This window comes from Ekhidna algicida (assembly GCF_051379705.1).
Lineage (GTDB): Bacteria > Bacteroidota > Bacteroidia > Cytophagales > Cyclobacteriaceae > Ekhidna.
This window is the reverse complement of the sequence record NZ_CP179868.1, coordinates 3,527,554-3,546,187: the sequence shown is the minus strand read 5'-3', so window position 1 is coordinate 3,546,187 and position 18,634 is coordinate 3,527,554. Positions and strand designations below refer to the sequence as shown.

The 18,634-nt window shown below is 41.6% G+C and carries 12 protein-coding genes; 7 read left to right on the top strand and 5 right to left on the bottom strand.

Annotation, left to right across the window (positions count from 1 at the left end; all coding sequences use genetic code 11):
* The first annotated feature begins 4 nt into the window (after window positions 1-4).
* Entirely contained in the window at window positions 5-3,139 is a 3,135-nt protein-coding gene (locus ACL8WY_RS15935; protein ID WP_436515749.1) for a VPS10 domain-containing protein, read from the top strand.
* Between the two features lie 12 nt (window positions 3,140-3,151).
* Here ACL8WY_RS15935 and ACL8WY_RS15930 read toward each other — a convergent pair whose 3' ends face one another.
* Entirely contained in the window at window positions 3,152-3,577 is a 426-nt protein-coding gene (locus ACL8WY_RS15930) for a hypothetical protein (RefSeq protein WP_436515748.1), read from the bottom strand.
* 108 nt (window positions 3,578-3,685) lie between these two features.
* Here ACL8WY_RS15930 and ACL8WY_RS15925 point away from each other — a divergent pair, with 108 nt between their 5' ends.
* From ACL8WY_RS15925 to ACL8WY_RS15905, 5 genes are all read left to right on the top strand, one after another.
* Window positions 3,686-4,198: a GNAT family N-acetyltransferase gene (locus ACL8WY_RS15925; RefSeq protein ID WP_436515747.1), complete on the top strand. Its 513-nt coding sequence runs from the start codon at window positions 3,686-3,688 to the stop codon at window positions 4,196-4,198.
* 217 nt (window positions 4,199-4,415) lie between these two features.
* Window positions 4,416-5,309, top strand: coding sequence for an ABC transporter ATP-binding protein (locus ACL8WY_RS15920; RefSeq protein WP_436515746.1), 894 nt, complete (start codon window positions 4,416-4,418; stop codon window positions 5,307-5,309).
* Window positions 5,310-5,333: 24 nt separating this feature from the next.
* A complete protein-coding gene (locus tag ACL8WY_RS15915; protein ID WP_436515745.1) occupies window positions 5,334-8,951 on the top strand; it encodes a M1 family aminopeptidase in 3,618 nt (1,205 codons plus the stop codon).
* 98 nt (window positions 8,952-9,049) lie between these two features.
* Window positions 9,050-10,984, top strand: a complete 1,935-nt coding sequence (locus tag ACL8WY_RS15910; protein ID WP_436515744.1) for a S9 family peptidase — start codon at window positions 9,050-9,052, stop codon at window positions 10,982-10,984.
* Between the two features lie 56 nt (window positions 10,985-11,040).
* Window positions 11,041-11,460: a hypothetical protein gene (locus tag ACL8WY_RS15905; protein WP_436515743.1), complete on the top strand. Its 420-nt coding sequence runs from the start codon at window positions 11,041-11,043 to the stop codon at window positions 11,458-11,460.
* On the opposite strand, the gene ACL8WY_RS15900 is transcribed toward ACL8WY_RS15905, so the two are convergent.
* From ACL8WY_RS15900 to ACL8WY_RS15885, 4 genes are all read right to left on the bottom strand, one after another.
* Window positions 11,457-12,887, bottom strand: a complete 1,431-nt coding sequence (locus ACL8WY_RS15900; RefSeq protein WP_436515742.1) for an SUMF1/EgtB/PvdO family nonheme iron enzyme — start codon at window positions 12,885-12,887, stop codon at window positions 11,457-11,459. The two genes, ACL8WY_RS15905 and ACL8WY_RS15900, sit on opposite strands and share 4 nt — an antisense overlap.
* A gap of 87 nt (window positions 12,888-12,974) precedes the next feature.
* Window positions 12,975-14,984, bottom strand: coding sequence for a caspase family protein (locus ACL8WY_RS15895; RefSeq protein ID WP_436515741.1), 2,010 nt, complete (start codon window positions 14,982-14,984; stop codon window positions 12,975-12,977).
* 4 nt (window positions 14,985-14,988) lie between these two features.
* Window positions 14,989-15,657, bottom strand: coding sequence for an outer membrane beta-barrel protein (locus tag ACL8WY_RS15890; RefSeq protein ID WP_436515740.1), 669 nt, complete (start codon window positions 15,655-15,657; stop codon window positions 14,989-14,991).
* A gap of 4 nt (window positions 15,658-15,661) precedes the next feature.
* On the bottom strand, window positions 15,662-16,234 hold the full coding sequence (locus ACL8WY_RS15885; RefSeq protein WP_436515739.1) for an outer membrane beta-barrel protein: 573 nt from the start codon (window positions 16,232-16,234) through the stop codon (window positions 15,662-15,664).
* Between the two features lie 126 nt (window positions 16,235-16,360).
* Here ACL8WY_RS15885 and ACL8WY_RS15880 point away from each other — a divergent pair, with 126 nt between their 5' ends.
* Complete coding sequence (locus tag ACL8WY_RS15880) at window positions 16,361-18,583, top strand: M1 family metallopeptidase (RefSeq protein WP_436515738.1); 2,223 nt, start codon at window positions 16,361-16,363, stop codon at window positions 18,581-18,583.
* The last annotated feature ends 51 nt before the right edge of the window (window positions 18,584-18,634 follow it).

Sequence of the window (18,634 nt, the reverse complement as noted above, 5' to 3'; positions counted from 1 at the left end):
AACCATGAAGAATTTATTGATAATCCTTTTAGCCTTTTGCTGTGCTGCTCCCCTTGCGGCTCAGAAAAGAAACAAACAAACAGACTCACCTGATATTGACGCTTCGCTATATGAAGGCTTAAAATGGCGGAATATTGGCCCGACTCGTGGTGGTCGAAGTGTAGCTTCTACCGGTGTAGTGTCTGACCCAATGACCTACTATATGGGCACGACTGGTGGTGGTATCTGGAAAACCAATGATGGTGGCATTAACTGGAAGAACACCTCTGATGGTCAATTAAATACCGGAACTGTTGGTGCTATTGCCGTTTCAGAATCCGATCCCAATGTGATCTATGTAGGCATGGGAGAACATGCTGTACGTGGCGTTATGACCTCAAGCGGAGATGGTGTTTATAAAAGTACGGACGCTGGCAAAACATGGAAACATGTAGGATTAGACAAATCCATGCACATATCCGATGTGATCATTCATCCAAAAAACCCGGAAACAGTATACGTAGCAGTGCAAGGTGCACTTTATGGCCCCACTCAGGAGCGCGGCATCTATAAATCAACAGATGGTGGGAGTACCTGGAATAAAGTGCTCTATGTAGCCAGCAACACGGGTGCCTCTTCCCTATCAATGGACATGAACAATCCGCGTATTCTTTATGCCTCCATGTGGCAGCATCAGCGTTTTCCCTGGACGGTTTCTTCAGGTGGTCCCAATTCAGGATTATACAAATCAGTAGATGCCGGCGAAACCTGGGAAAAGATGGAAGAAGGCTTGCCTGAGGAATTTGGGAAATCAGGGATTTCTGTATCTCGTGCTAACTCGAATCGTGTTTTTGCTATTGTGGAAGCCGAAGGAAAGAAATCTGGATTGTATCGTTCCGATGATGCCGGTAAAAAATGGAGCCAGGTAAACAGTAGTCGAGTGCTGATCACACGATCGTGGTACTACATGGAAGTGTTTGCTGATCCGCAAGATGAAAACAAAGTGTATGTGCTGAACGCCCCGGCCATGAAATCCATTGATGGTGGACGAAGCTTTCAAAACATGTCCACACCTCACGGCGACAACCATCATTTATGGATCAACCCAACGAATAACCAACTCATGATCAACTCCAATGATGGTGGTGGCAATGTTTCCTTCAACGGAGGTCAATCCTGGTCTACACAACAAAATCAAGCTACCGCACAGTTTTACAGAGTCATTACAGACAATCAGGTGCCTTATAATGTATATGGTGGTCAGCAAGACAACTCGGCAATTGCTATTCCAAGCAGAACCAATAGCTGGGGTATTGGATGGAAAGACTGGTATTCGGTGGCTGGCTGTGAAAGTGCCTACCTGGCCTTTGACCCTGAAAATCCGGAAGTAATCTTTGGCGGCTGCTACCAGGGTATTATTGAGCGATGGGTGAAATCAACAGATGAAGGTAAGCCGATTATGCAGTATCCGGAAGAACGCCTTAGCGGTATCCCGAAAGACTTTAAATATAGATTCAACTGGAATGCTCCAATAATCGCATCTCCACATGACCCTAATACCATTTACCATGCTGGAAATGTGGTATTTAAAACAACCGATGGTGGCCAGAATTGGGAGACAATCTCTCCTGACTTAACTAGGAATGACACAACCAAACAGGGCCCTGGTGGAATACCATATACGAATGAAGCGGCCGGTGGTGAGAACTATAATACACTTATGTATTTGGTAGAATCACCACATAAAGAAGGCGTGTTATGGGCTGGATCCGACGATGGGTTGGTTCACCTTACCAGAAATGGTGGTGATAATTGGACCAATGTAACTCCCGGTGGACTGCAAGAAGGAATCATTAATTCTATTGAAGTTTCTCCGCATGATGCTGCCACGGCTTACATCACTGTGATGCGATACAAGTTCAATGACTTAACACCAATAGCCTACAAAACCAATGATTATGGCGCATCTTGGACCAAGATCACCAGTGGATTGGATGATTCAAACGGATTTATTCGAGTGATCCGTGAAGATCCTGAAGTAAGAGGTTTGCTGTATGGCGGAACTGAGACTGGATTATATGTCTCTTATAATGATGGAATGAGTTGGTCAAAGCTCCAACTAAACCTTCCAATTGTTCCAATCAATGATCTAACGATTCGTCAAAATGATTTAGTTGCTGCTACTGCAGGTCGATCTTTTTGGATACTGGATGACCTTAGCGCTATTCAGCAAACAGCAGGAAAAACAGACATCTCAGTTGGTCTTTTTGGGAAATCAGATCAATATCGAATCCTTGGAGGAAGCGCACCTCTTGATGCAGGCAGAAACCCAGCCACAGGTGTCACTTTTGATTACTTCTTACCTGAAGAAATTCCTGATAGCATGGCCTTAAAGATTGATATACTTTCAGTTGGTAGCATTATTCGATCCTATTCCAACCAGAAAGATGAAGGCTTCAAAACATGGCAAGGAGGTCCTCCATCGCCGGCCTTATTGCCAGCGAAAAAAGGTATCAACCGATTCACCTGGGATTTCAAACGAGAAACTCTGCCTGCGGTAGATGGCGTATTCGCATTTGGAGATTATAGTGGATCAAGAGTTGCTCCGGGCACTTATACCATCCGCATGATGACCGAGCAAGATACGCTTAGCAAAGTGGTCAACATCCTTTCTGTTCCAGAACAGGGATACTCAGCAGCTGCATGGAACGAACAACAAAACATGTTGACAAATATTGAAGGCATGATCAAGAATATACATGAAAGTGTAAACTCCATGCGTTCGGCAAAAGCTCAGCTTAGTGCGTACAAGAAGCGTTTGAAAGGAAACGAGGAAGCCAAAGATCTTATGGACACAGCTAAAGCTCTGATTACAAAGATCGAAAAATGGGAAAACCAATTAATTCAACCGAAGCAGGAAACATTTCAGGATGTGATCAACTTCCAGAACAAGCTCAACAGTCAATTGATGAGTCTGAAAAGCTTCATAGATGTAGCTGACCCGCGAGTGACTACTGGTGCCAAAGATCGATTCAATGATTTGAAAGATGAGTGGGCGCGGTACGCAGAACGTAGAAATCAACTAATAGAGGTTGAGCTGAAAGCGTTCAATGATTTGTATAAGAAACTGGATTTACCTGCTGTGATTCTGGAGGATTAAATGTGTTAAAAATCATTGTATTTGGGGTTGCTTTCTTCTTTTGATGTATGCAACCCTAAATGCAGCTAAAATCACTAATAAGAGAACCATCCAATACCAAAGCGGCAAGCTGTTTTTAAACTCGGATAAGAATGCTCCATAAATGATCCCTATGCTCTGAACAATAGATAGTGCGATGAAGTATGATTTCTTTAAGTGCTTAAGAAGTTTAGAACACAAATAGCTAACAAGAAGTACTATGATAAAGGTATAAATTGGCTTTGCTATCAATATGGAAGGCTGATTTCTCAGACAGAAGTATGCCTCCTGTTCCTGAGGAAGATCACTGAAAGATTGACCATTCACAAGTGCTACAAGTGAGAATTCTATCATCTCAACTAAAAGGGTAATCAGTATGAGAGAAATGATAGTAAAAAGAGCCAGCTTTAGGTATTGCATTACGCATTTTTGTTTTGATTGACCATTACAAAACTAGATTGGAACTACTATCTATAGCTCACCCGAAAGGATGATTTAATTGAATTAGAGATAATTTTATGATTGCACATGGAAACCGAACGACTTCATCTTAGACTTATCCAACCTGATGATGCCGACTTTCTTCATCAATTGATGGACAATGCAAAGTGGCATGAGATGATTGGTGATCGAGGCGTCTATTCTAGATCTGATGCTCTTAAATACATGGAAGAGCGTATGGATCCTGACCTCAAAAAGAAAGGGTTTGTGAATCATGTTATGATCGAAAAGGCAACTGGTGAGTTGGTTGGCACATGTAGTCTCCACGATCGGGAAGGAGTCGATGGAATTGATATTGGATATGCACTATTGCCGCAGTTTGAAGGAAAAGGTTATGCCACTGAAGGTGCTAAGGCAATGGTAGAGCTTTCATTCAATCATTATGAACTGGATCGAGTAAGCGCAATAACCACCACTGAAAATGTGGGCTCCTGTCGAGTGCTTGAGAGGCTTGGATTCGTTCATAAAGGCTATGTGAAATTACCTGATAGCGACCATGAAATAAGACTGTATATCATTGAGAAAAGAAACTGGGCTTAGTCTACCATAGTACATTAGCACCATCAAATTGAAGTGATCACATGCTTAGCTGATTTGATGAAAAGCCCATCTTTTCATTTGGAATGCTATTCAACTATTGCCCCATCCATTAAAGCCACTTATCATAATTATCCTCCAATTATCAATTTGAAGAAATAAATTGATACTTATAGATACCTAACTGCATCCTATACTTAGACTAAAAAACCTTTATCCTATGAATTTACTTATCAAAAATCTTTCAAAAACTTATTCAAATGGAGTAAAAGCACTCAATGATGTTTCGCTTGATATTCCTACTGGCATGTTTGGCTTGCTTGGACCCAATGGTGCCGGAAAATCAAGTCTCATGCGAACCATCGCTACCCTGCAAGAGCCGGATACCGGTAGCATCATGCTCGGTGATTTAGATGTTTTACGAGAAAAAGATGAAGTGAGAAAGATCTTAGGGTATTTACCGCAGGAGTTTGGTGTTTATCCCAAAATCAGCGCAGAGGTACTTTTGGATCATTTAGCTGTACTCAAAGGAGTAACAAACTCAAAAGAACGAAAAGAGCTTGTTGAAACGCTTCTACACAAAACCAACTTATGGCAAGCGAGAAAGAAGAACCTGGGTGGCTACTCAGGTGGTATGAAACAGCGATTTGGTATTGCACAAGCGTTGCTTTCCAATCCAAAACTCATCATCGTAGATGAGCCAACGGCCGGTCTTGATCCTGCTGAAAGAAATCGTTTTCTAAACCTACTTAGTGAATTGGGAGAAAATACTGTCGTTATTCTCAGCACGCACATTGTGGATGATGTGAAAGAGCTTTGCACCAGCATGGCGATTATCAATCAGGGCACCGTGCTGTTCCAGGGAAGTCCATCAAACGCACTTGATGACATCAAAGGAAAAGTATGGAAGAAAAAGGTAGAGAAAGCAGAATTAGAGAAATACCAGAGTGAATACACGGTCATATCCGACCGATTGATTGCGGGTAAACCTGAAATTCATGTGCTATCTGATAGCAGCCCTGATTCCTCATTTGAAAGTGTTGAAGCAGACCTGGAAGATGTGTACTTCTCGCACATTCTATCTTCTACCAATAAAGAGGCAGTACCTGCATAATCTCCAACTAAAAAGAATACAATCATGTGGTTTAAAATATTAAAATTCGAACTTCAGTATCGCAAAAAAAGACCAGCTACATATGTCTACTTTGCGATTCTATTTCTCATGGCCATATTGACCATGAGTACTGATATCATTCAAGTTGGAGGTGGTTCTGGTTTGGTGAAAGAAAACTCTCCAACAACTATCGCAAACATGATGGCCATCTTGTCGGGTATCATGATGATGATAACCTCCGCTATCATGGGAGTAGCTGTTTTGCGGGATTTTGAGCACAACACAGAATCCATGCTCTTCACCTCTCCTATTACCAAATTTGATTATTTAATTGGTCGGTTTTTGGGCTCGTTTCTCGTCGTTCTATTTGTATTTGGAGGAATGATGTTGGGTTTTATGTTGGGTGAAGTATTCAATCCGGATAAGGATAAGATGCTACCATTCAATTTTTATAACTACCTGCATCCCTTCCTCACGATCGTAATCCCAAATCTGTTCTTTTCAAGTGCACTCTTTTTCATCACTGGTGCCCTTTCTAGAAAAATGGTGACAGTTTACGCGCAGTGGATATTGCTTTTCGCGGTGTATCAGATTGCTTTGATCGTGACAAGCGAGGTAGATAATAGAGAAATTGCTGCCCTAATTGATCCATTTGCGATCAGAACAATTCAGAACAAAATTCAATACTGGACGGTAGCTGAACAAAATAGCATGGTAGTGCCATTTACGGGTGTCGTTATGTGGAACCGACTATTGTGGATGGGCGTTGGACTGATCGCGTTTGTAATTGGTTACTTCTCCTTCAGCTTCAATGTGGTGAGAAAATCATGGTTCAAGAAGAAAGCGGTTAAAGAAGAAAGCGCATCAAAAACTGGTGTAACGCTTCCTTCAGTCAATTTTAGTTTTGGATTGAAAACCTACTTGCTGCAGCTCAGAAAGCAGACCTGGTTCTATTTTAAGTCTGTTATAGGAAGCATCCCATTCAAAGCCATTGTCATATTCGGCTTTTTTATCATGATCGTAAACTCATTCTACATTGGAAGAGTTTTTGGTACATACACCTACCCTACCACTTACTTGATGCTTGAACTAATCACAGGTGCCTTCGGTCTCTTCTTTCTCATTATTCTCGTATTCTATTCCGGAGAATTGGTTTGGCGAGAGCGTGATGTGAAGATCAATCTGATACAGGATGCTTTACCCATGCCTGACTTTATTAGTCTGGTCAGCAAGTTCCTCGGACTACAGTTGGTCTTCGTGGTACTCAATCTGATATTGATTGCCTCAGGTGTGGTCATCCAGGCCTTTAAAGGTTACTACAAGTTTGATCTGCCTGTATACTTCTACACCTTATTTACAGAGACTTTTTCCTTTGTGATTTTATTCTCCTTACTGGCGTTTTTCGTCCAGGTCATGGTTAATAACAAGTTCCTAGGTCATGCGGTGGTAATCGTATTTTTCATTGCTACAGGTGTACTGGACCTATTAGGTCTGGAACACAGCCTCTTCCAATTTGGTAGTGCGAGCTTAGGAACCTTTTCAGAGATGAATGGCTATGGGCATTTTGTTACCAGTTTCTCCTGGTTCGATATTTACTGGCTTGCATTTAGCATTTTCCTTTTTGGAGTAGCGGTTGTATTTGCGGTGAGAGGATCTGAAGCAGCAATGAAATGGAGATGGCACATTGGTAAGATGAGATTGTCAAGACCTATACTCACATTGATCATAACCATGTTCCTTACTTTCATACTTTCTGGTTGCTATATCTTCTACAATACCAATGTTGAGAATACCTACCGAAATTCTGATGAACAAGAGGCACTGCAGGCTGATTACGAACGAGCACTTAAGAAGTATGAGTTTGTTATGCAGCCGAAGATTACCAGCATGAATGTGAAAGCAGAGCTCTATCCTTACGATAGGGATTATAGTATGGAGGGCAAATACACGCTCAAAAATTATGAAGATCAGCCAATAGACAGCATTCATTTGCAATTGGGTCAAGATGAAGATTTGACATATGAAACTGCAACATTTAGCCGGCCTTCGACAATCATAGAAAGCTATGACGAGTACAGATACTATGTGCATAAACTAGAAGAGCCGCTTCAGCCGGGAGATTCTATCGAGCTGAATTTTAAGTTTGTTTACAATACCACTGGCTTCAAAGAATCGGGTTCCAATACGAGTATAGTATTCAATGGTACATTCCTTAATAATAGCAGCTTCCCTAGCCTTGGATACGGCGCTGGAAATGAACTGGGGAGCGATGATGATCGGAAGGACAATGATTTGGAACCGAAAGAGCGGATGATGGAGCGTGACAATCCAATAGGGTTGCGCCAAAACTTCATCAGTGATGACTCGCATGGGATTGACTTTGAAATTGTCATTGGTACAGTAGCAGATCAAATAGCTATAGCACCAGGATACTTACAAAGAGAATGGAAAGAAAATGGTAGAAGATATTTCCATTATAAGATGGATCAGGAAATGATGCCTTTCTTCAATATAGTATCTGCGAGGTATGAAACAGAGAAGGATCAAACGACGATAGCACTCAATGATTCTACAGATCGAGACATTAGCCTGGAGATCTATTATCACCAGGGTCATGAATTTAATCTGAAGAGTATGATGAAAGGAATGAAGCACTCATTCAAGTATTTTTCTGAAAACTTCAGCCCATATCAGTACAGACAGATGCGAATTTTAGAGTTTCCTAGATATGCTTCATTTGCACAGTCATTTGCCAATACTGTTCCTTTCTCAGAAGCGATCGGATTCATGGTAAAAGTGGAAGAAGAAGACGATGTAGATGTGACCTATTTTGTTACCGCGCATGAACTTGCTCACCAGTGGTGGGGTCATCAGCTCTTTCCCGCCAATGTGCAAGGAAGCGCTGTTCTTTCAGAGACACTCTCTCAGTATTCCGCTTTAATGGTAATGAAGCAAGAATACCCTCAAGAGCATATCAAGGAGTTCTTAAAAGAAGAGCTCAATAGATACCTGAGAGGTAGAACCACTGAGCAGAAAAAGGAAATGCCACTGGCATTGGCCGAAAATCAGGCATATATCCATTATGGAAAAGGTGCCAACATCATGTATGCACTACAGGATTATATCGGAGAAGATAGTGTGAACGTCGCGCTACAAAGGCTCATTGCTGATTGGGGATTTGGCTCTTGGGAGCGAAATGGTCGCTATGCTACCACTATTGATTTGGTTGGATATTTGAGAGACGTGACAGCTGATAGTTTACAAGGCGTTATCACAGACTTCTTTGACAAGATCATTCTGTATGAAAACAAGGTCGATGAATCGACATATACCGAAGTATCTGACGGTAAATATCTAGTAAGTCTGGAGCTAAATACCAAGAAAATGGAGTCAGATAGCATTGGCCTTTCTGCACAAGTTGAAATCAATGATTGGATTGATGTGGGAATTTATGCCACCGATGATGAGGGTGATGAAAAACTCATCTATTTAAAGAAGCATAAGTTTACCCAAGAGGAAAACTCGATTGAAATAGAAGTAGATCAAAAACCATCCTCAGCTGGTGTAGATCCATTGAACAAACTGATCGATAGAAACCCAGAGGATAACACTAAGAAAGTTACAGAAGCAACCACATCTTAGCGAATGGATACCATTGATAAAAAGGCAGCCTTACGGGTTGCCTTTTTACTTCCCTCCAATTATGATTAACTTCAAAAACACGTAACCAACCAAAAATCATGAAAAAGACAATTCAACTGCTTGCGTTAATCGCGCTAGTCGGCTGCACATCTCAGTCGACCGAAACTCAGGAAATTCCCAAATACACCATCAACCAATTCTACGAGAATGTTAACGTTGGAGGTGGCAGCTTCTCACCTGACGAATCAAAGCTGATGATAAACAGCAATGAATCGGGCATTTACAATATCTATGAAATTGACATTGCCACGGGCGAAAAAACGCAGATGACAAACTCAACTCAAGAGTCTTACTTTGGTCAGTCATACTTCCCGAATGATAACCGCTTTGTGTACTCTTTCGACGAAGGCGGAAACGAGAATTTCAAAGTATTTATGATGTCAACGGAAGGCCAGGCTAAAGACCTGACACCAGGAGATAGTGTTCGAAATGGGTTTTGGGGATGGAGTAGAGACGAGCAGAGCATGTATCTGATGTCTAATAAGCGTGACCCTCGATTCATGGATATCTACGAAATGCAAATCGCATCCATGGATGAAGAGACACCAATAAGCGAGATCATCTATCAAAACAATGACGGACTAAATGTGGGCGCAATTTCACCCAATGAACGTTTTTATGCATTGACGGAGACGATTACAAGCGCCGACGGTAAGATGTATCTATTTGATCGCGAATCGGGTGAAAAGACAGATATATCTGTACACGAAGGTGATGCTACTTACAGTCCGCAATTTTTTGGGCTTGACAACAAGACCCTGTACTACAACACTGACGAAGGATCAGATTTTGTATACCTGGCTAAAAGAGATCTGGAGTCAGGGGAAGTTGAAAAAGTATTTGAAACAGACTGGGATGTTTGGTATGCATACGATTCCTGGAATGAAAAATATAGAGTTATCGGAATCAATGAAGATGCAAAAACACAGGTAAAGATTTTCAATCAGGAAACAGGTGAAGAGGTGCAGCTACCTGAGATCGAAGGTGGAAGCATTAGCTCTGTCAATATCTCCAAAAGCGAAAACCTCGCTCGGCTGACAGTCAGTACTTCCGCTTCTCCAAGCAACATCTATACGTATAATTTCGATAGTGGGGAGCTGAAAAAACAGACAAACACGCTTAATCCTGAGATTGACTCAAATCATCTAGTAGAAGGCACGGTAGTTAGATATGAATCTTTTGACGGGTTAGAAATACCAGCCATCTATTATCAGCCAAAGCAAGCATCTGCTGATAATAAGGTTCCCGGTTTGGTTTGGGTTCATGGTGGACCCGGAGGTCAATCAAGATTAGGCTACTTCGCTCTCATTCAATATTTAGTAAATCACGGATATGCGATACTGGCGGTAAACAATAGAGGAAGTAGTGGATATGGCAAAGAATTCAATCACCTGGATGATAAAAATCACGGAGATAAAGACCTCAAAGATTGCGTAGCTGGCAAAGATTTCTTCGCTTCCACCGGAGTTATTGACATGGACAAAGTAGGAATCATCGGCGGATCATACGGAGGCTATATGACTATGGCAGCACTAACGTTTGAACCCGAAGCTTTTGACGTTGGAGTAAATATTTTCGGTGTTACCAATTGGTTGCGTACACTTAAGTCAATTCCACCTTACTGGGAGAGTTTTAGAAAAGCTCTTTATGATGAGTTGGGAGATCCAACCACTGAAGACTCAGTGCGTCTGTATAATATCTCGCCTCTTTTCCACACGCAGAATGTAACTAAGCCATTAATGGTTCTTCAGGGAGCGAATGATGTGCGAGTGCTTCAGGTGGAATCTGATGAGATCGTAGCTGGTGTAAAAGCCAATGGTGTGCCGGTGGAGTATGTGATATTTGATGATGAAGGGCATGGCTTCCGAAAGAATGAAAATGCAATCGAAGGCTATGGCCAAATTAAGGTGTTTCTTGACAAGTACCTCAAAGGTGAAAACAGTGAAGAAACCACCGCTGCAGGAGGATTATAAAAGAAGAAAAATAAAGAAAGGCGGCTTATGGCTGCCTTTTTTTATGTCGATTAAAAATGAGAGACGCTCTAAAACTCGCACGTATACAGATTCTGATTCTTGTCTTATTTATATTCAGTAAAGCTTGGCTAAGACCATTTGTGCTTAATGGAGACTTTCATGTGGTTTTCGACATCACCGTGCTATCCCTGCCTAATTTTTATGAAGGTATAGTTGGCGTAATAACGCTCACAACCATTGGCATATATCTTAACCACAGATTTTTCAAATCAAAAAGAAAGATTGCATACAAACATCTTTATTTAATTGCGACGCTTCTAGCGACCATTTTCGTCCTGACACAGGAGTTTAAGATTCACAACCTGGGAGGTAACAATATATACGATCCATATGATGTGCTTTTTTCTATTGTCGGTCTCACAATAGGCTTTGCAATTGTCTGGAAAATGCAACCAGAATATGAATCTCAAGATTAGTTTGTTGGTGCACTTCTAGCTGCCCGATATCCATAAGCTGCATTGCGGGGACCACCACTCCACGCACCATATCTCCTGAAAGCTATTGGACTAAATGGATTGAAGTCGGTAATATCACCCCTCTCTCCATAGTAGCCACCTCCGCGATATCCATATCCTTCAACTTCTCTGAAGCCTTCCGGCCAATCAGATACATCCGCATAACCATAGTAACTGATGCTTCCATCTCCATGAATTCCGGTAAAAGACCTTCCGGTTTCATCACCAACGGTAATTACCTTTTCCCACATACTTCCTGCTAAATTCATGACCCAGTAATACGAAGCACCAAATATCTCTCGATTATCCTCCGTCATATCAGCCTCAGTCATCCCATTTAGAATCACCTGTTCTTGCGTTATCGGATCAATACGATTAGCCATACGATCCAATGATGAAGTATTCCATGGGTATTCTCTTTCTTTCGGTTTCAAAGGTCCCCGCGAAGCTTTGGTGAATTCAAGCTCCGTATACGGTCGCAATGCAGCCCAATCTGTAAAGGCCATCATATCATCCCAATGAAAGTACATATTTCGCCTATTAGGAGCTCCGGCCACATACTTCCCTTTTTTCAATCTTATCGTTCCGCCATGTTTCTTATAATCCGGTGATCCAAAATTGGCCCTTACAGTGGCGGCCGTCTTCCCAATTAAATTAAGAAATCTGGCATAAAGTCCTTGAGTGACTTCATACTTCATGATATAAAACGAAGAATAGCCATTGGGAAAGCTTGCCGGAATTGGTCCTTGCTGATCTCCTTGGTAAATCTCATTCCGGATTTGGTAGTAAAGACTTCCCTTATTCGGGCCTACTGGAATTTCCTGATCCTCACTATTAATTTTATAAAGCCCATCAAAATTCCCATCTGAATCCGACTGATAAAAAGCACCATACTTCATTGACTCCTCCAATGGATCACCCAATGTAAATCCACCTTCTGGTATATACACCATCTCAATGGCTATGGCTTCCATCCGCTCAAAACGTGCACGATAATCGGTCTTTGCGGTATCTCGTTCGACTGTGATGTGATAGGTGATATCTCCTCTATATTTTGATCCAGGATAGACAAATAAGCCGGACCCATCCTCTGCAATATCAATTTTAGCATCCGGCATTGCGCCCGAACCTTTCCAGAGCATCTTCGCTGTTCCTTCCTTAAGAAATTGATGTTTCGAACCATTGCCCTGATCTAATTTGAAAAATACCCACGCAGCATCGCGATTGCGATCGTTGTGCCAACAATTTTTCCAGGTAATGGTAAAATTGATGGCGTAAGGTTCATTCTCTAATCCACGAACGGATTCCACGTAAGTGACCTCAACATCTGTCGCATTACAAAAAATGGAAATACACAAAAGACAATTAAAGATTGCTAGCTTGATCATGATTAAAAGGTTAGTTGAATGTATTTATCCAACGTACAGGTATTTATCCAACGTACAGACGGATGATCTGTTTAAGAACTTGAGTGATTACTCGTATTTCAGGTAAAAAATCCCTTTTAATCGCGCTTCTTCCCATGGCTGTTGGGAACCTCCACTGAGTTCCTCCACGCTATTTCGTGTACGCATAAATACATCCTCGATTCGTTGAGGCTGCTTCATCTGCTTAATAAGCTCACCTGTATAAAGTCCATTCTCTCCTTCCCCATCCGAAGCTACATTACCCGGACCTGTCGCATAAGCAATAAGAGTTCCGGATGGAGGCGTTTCCTTAGCCAAGCCTGCTCCTCCTCTTTTGCCGGTAGGAAATGGGTTATTTCTACAAGCATCAAGGATGACCATATTTAGTCCATCCTCGTTTGCATATTCAATTGTACGAAGTACGCCTGTCAGTGGAATACTTTTCAATTTTACATCCAACGGACTTGCTATTTCAGAATCTACCGGAACCAAATAGTTTATGCCTTCAATCTCTAGTCCGTGACCTGCATAGAAAAAGATGGAGACATCAACGTCGCGAATGGTTGTGCCATATCTATAAATAGCTCGCTTAATATCTTCATATGATCCATTAATAACAGAAGTCACTTCAAAGCCAAGTGACGCTAAAGTAGTAGCCATCGATTTAGCATCATTGACGGTGTTATTCAACGCTCCGGCACCAGAATATGCTGCGTTTCCAATAACCAATGCCACACGCTTTTGAGTAGAATAATCGACTGGAGTTGAAGATTCGCCGGCTATGACTTCCGGATTTCTGGTGATATAGAAATCTTTGAAAGCAGTATTTGATTGATAATCTTGAGCCAATACTCTGATCTTATTCTTACCTGGTAACAAACCGACTTGAGCACTAAACTTTCCATTGGGAAGTATTTCTGCTTCTTTGCCATTAACTGTCACTGTCTTGATTTTAGCTCCATCAGATAGCACGCCCTGCATCTCGATAGTTGATTGTTGCACGATAGCCTCTGCAATATTTCGATTGAGAGATGGCTTAGTTATTTTGATTTGCGGAGCTGAATTCCTTTGCAACTCAAACAGGTGAATCGTTCCTTCCTTATCTCCAGCGGCGAGGTATGAATCATCCGAAGAAATTTCAATGGTCTCAGGAAATTCATCCAAGGTCACTTCGCTGGCTGTTGCTCCCTGGTCTAGATTGACTAACGAAATTCTAAATCGCTTGTCTGTATAATATGCAATGTGACTTGGTCCCGGCCCCAACACAATTGCATCTACTCGATCATTTACTCGAATTCGCTTTACTTCATTGGAAGAATCCCAATCGTAAGCTATAATGCTATTTCTGCGTTCTGGTTGTCCACCTTGGATGCCGCCTTTGGGAACGAATACTTCCTGAACTCCGGTCACAAACAAATCACTGCCTTTATTGGATGCCCCGGCATGCATCACTGAGGATGAACCTGCATATTCATCACTACGAAGCTTCACCTCTCGTAATACTTTTTGATTCACCGGATTGCACATCAGGGCGGTACCATCCTGACCCATGACGGCCAGTTGTTGCCCAAATCGATCATAACCTAAATAAATGGGCTTATTCACCCGGTCGCCTATTCTGATTTGAGCTTGTTGCATCTGTGCTCTCAGGCTAAAGACCTTCAACTCATCATCATCATTGACATAACTAATGAATTGTTTCTCCGGATCAATACTTACGAGTTTGGGGTCGTCTCCAAGCTTCACCGATCGAGATTTCTGATAGTTACTTGCATTGAAAAAACTAAGCACACCACTCTCGTCAACTACTAAAAACTCTTCGTCATCTTTTAGAAATGAAATGAAAATGATCTCATCCCCCACTTTATTTGAAGCAACAGGACGTAGTTCATTTAGGTCCCAGAATTGAAAATTGCCTTTTCGATCACCGGCAACCATTTGTTCAGAATCAGACGAAAATGCAATTGAGGTAACTCGATCCAACGAAGACGACAACTTACCAACAGGTATAATTGAAATCTGTTGGGCACTGGTTATAAGCGCCAAATAAAGGCCGAATAGAGACAAAATGATTCGCATAGGATTAGGTACCTTTTCTACCGATAATATATCCAAAACCTATGGTGAATTGAATCAAGCGACCACCACCTTCGCCATCAAATGACAATGGAAATCCTAGAAAATCAAGCTCGATTTTTTCATTCAGAATTGTACCAAAAGTAAAGTTGTTGTCCACGTTGATTCTTTCAGTGATGAAGAACTTCACCCCTGCTGACAAAGACACCACTTGTCTTTTGAATTTGGTTTCAAATGAGGCGTTGCCTCCTCCTATAGGAATAAATCCTCCAAAGCCAAACTGATCACCAAGATCTTGACCAGAACCGGATAGATCACCATTTTCAATAAGTGTATTGTATAAAGTGAATTTTACTCCTAAATAAGGGAGTACTTTTCCATTATCTGAGAGAAATGAATAATCCAGATAAAAATTCCATGCACTTGACTTCACAGTAAATGCGTCATTCAACACTTTAGCCGTAGCTATACTTGGCGAAATTCCAAATGAGACATTGTCCGTCAAATAGTATTGCGCATTAAGAATCAATGTAGAGTAAGAATAATTCATGATGTCCGCATCGCCATTTTGCTTCATCAGGCCAAAATTTGCACCTATGTTCATATCTCCTTTTTGCACCTGGGCAAAAGAAGTTGTCGCAATCAAAGTGAAGGCTATTAGTAAAATCTTTTTCATGACCTTAATTTTTACGTCCGATTATGTATCCTAATCCCACATTGATTTGCATGACGGTCCCGTCGGCATCAAAACCTAAATCATCAAGTGTTTCGTTTTGAGAGATTATCCGTGTGATGCTAAAGTTGTTATCAATATTGAGTCGCTCTGTTATAAAAAATTTCATCCCAACATTGCCTCCTATACTATTGGTAATAAACGGATCATCATTACCAGCCTGCTTTTGAACCAGCTTGGTGTACTGCCCTCCAATGTATGGAAGAACGAATCCCCCGCTTGTTAAAAAGGAATAGTTAAGGAACACATTATACCCTATGGTATTGCTTTTAGAGACGGCAACAGTATCGCTCTCCTTGCTTCTCCCCCAACTAAATCTGGGTCCTACCCCGAGAGAAAGATTTTTAGTAATAAAGTAAGTATATGAAACGTAGAGGTTTACCCGTGTGTCCTTCGAACCTCCACTAATGGAATTAACATCAAATCCGAATCCTAGATTCTGATCTGATCCCTGTACTTGTGCATCTGCGGTGGAAAACGCAAACACCAGCAAGCAAAGGCTTATTGGCAGTAGTTTCATGTCAAGTTGTTTGGTGACAGCTTCAATTTACATAAAGTAAATAATATCACTCTAGAATAAACCACCTGTGTAAACATACTTTTGGCCGACTTATCCATTTATTAACTTGCCAAAAAAAATACGACCATGAGATTTCTTATTGCTGCGACATTTATTGTTTCTTCCTTATTGTCCTTCGCTCAGGATGTCCCTGGCTACTCAGGAAAGTTTAATGCGATCGATCGCTTACTTTCTCCACCAAACTCTTACAGAACTGCTTCAGGAGCTCCAGGTGAAGACTATTGGCAGCAGCGTGCGGATTACAAAATCAAAGCCTCGATAGATGAAAATACCAATGAACTAACTGGTGAAGAAACAATCACGTACTTCAACAATTCACCTCACAATTTGAAATTCTTGTGGCTTAACATTGAGCAAAATGTAAATAAGAAAGGAAATGAAGATTTCGGCGATGTGCTGGGTGGAGTAAGAGATTCAGTCAGCTCGCTACAAATGCAGTATTTGGTGCGACCGATTGATTTTCCGGCAGGAACCGATATCCAGTGGATCAAAGATGCAAGTGGTCAGGACTTGCCATACATCATTAATAATACTTTACTGCGGATCAATCTTCCCAGTTCGCTCAAGCCCGGAGAGAACGTTACCTTCTCCATCAAATGGAAAAACTACATCACGGACCGGGCCAAATTTTTACTATCTCGGGAAGGCTACGAGTATTTTCCTGAAGATGACAACAAAGTGTTTTTGCTCGGACACTGGTTTCCTCGAATGGCTGTGTATAACGATACTGAAGGGTGGCAAAACAAACAGTTCAGACGGCTCGGTGAGTTTGCCCTTGAATTTGGTGATTATGCTGTGGAGCTGACGGTACCAGAAGATCATGTAGTAGCTGGCACAGGTACGCTTACTAACGAATCTGAGGTTCTCACAAAAACCCAACAAGATAGAATGGCTAAAGCCCGCAAATCCTTTGACGATCAGCTATTCATCATTACTCCCGAAGAGGCAGAAAAGAATGAGAAAACGAAGAAAAAAGGAACCAAGACCTGGAAGTTTAAAGCAGAAAATGTGCGTGATGTAGCCTTTGCCAGTTCCAGGAAGTTCATCTGGGATGCACAAGCAGTGAAGCTTCCAACCAACACAGTAATGGCCATGTCGTTCTATCCAAAAGAAGGCTTGCCTGTTTGGACAGAAGAGTCTACTAATGGAGTAAAGCAAGCATTGGAGGTATATTCCGAAGCTACTTTTGATTATCCATATCCTGTAGCTATTTCAGTCAATACTTCCAATATTGGGATGGAATTTCCGATGATCTCTTTCAATGGTGGACGACCTGTAGACGGGCAAATCAGTGAACAAGCCAGAAGAGGTATGACCAGTACAATCATTCATGAAGTAGGTCACAATTGGTTTCCAATGATCGTGAGTTCAGACGAACGAAAATGGATGTGGATGGACGAAGGGTTAAATACATTCTTGCATCAGCGCACATTGGCCGAAAGATACCCCGAATGGTCGAGCACAACACCAAAAGACATAATCCAATTCATGATGGGTGATCAAAAAACTTTACGCCCAATTATGACCAACTCGGATAACGACTTACTCTTTCAGATGGGAGCTAATTTTTATCAAAAGCCGACCGTCGGACTTCAGATGCTACGACAAACCATCGTTGGGAAAGAGCTATTTGATGCGGCATTCAAAGAATATGCAAATCGTTGGAAGTATAAACATCCAAATCCATCAGATTTCTTCAGAACACTTGAAGATGGTACTGCAACGGATCTGGATTGGTTCTTTAAAGGATGGTTCTTTACCACAGAGACAGTCGACATTGAGCTAGCTGACGTGAAATGGTATCAGCTTAAAGAAGAGCAAGCAACTGTAGAAAACAAACAACAGAAAGGAAACACGAAACGTATTTTCGGTTCTGGTAAAGGAGCCAAAGGTGAAGGCTTCTCTGATGGACCGCAGCCTTTTACCATGCTACCAACGGCCGACAACTCTTATGGACAGTTCCTTAGTCGACTGGATGAGGGCAAAATGAGAGATCAGCTTTCCGGAAAGCACATCTATGAACTCAAACTGCAAAATAAAGGTGGATTGGTGATGCCTGTAATTATCGAGTGGACATACACGGATGGCACCAAAGAAATTCAGCAGCTACCAGCAGAAATCTGGAGACTCAATGAAGCTGAGGTCACCAAGACATTTTTGAAAGACAAGGAGGTCGTCAATATTGCAATAGACCCTAATCAGCAGCTACCAGATGTGAATCTTGAAAACAATGTTTTTCCAAGACCTGAACAAATAGATAAATTTGAGGAAATGAAAGATGACGAGTAAGAAATATAATTCTTACTGGTTACTCCCGCCTGAGATAATGTATCAACTATA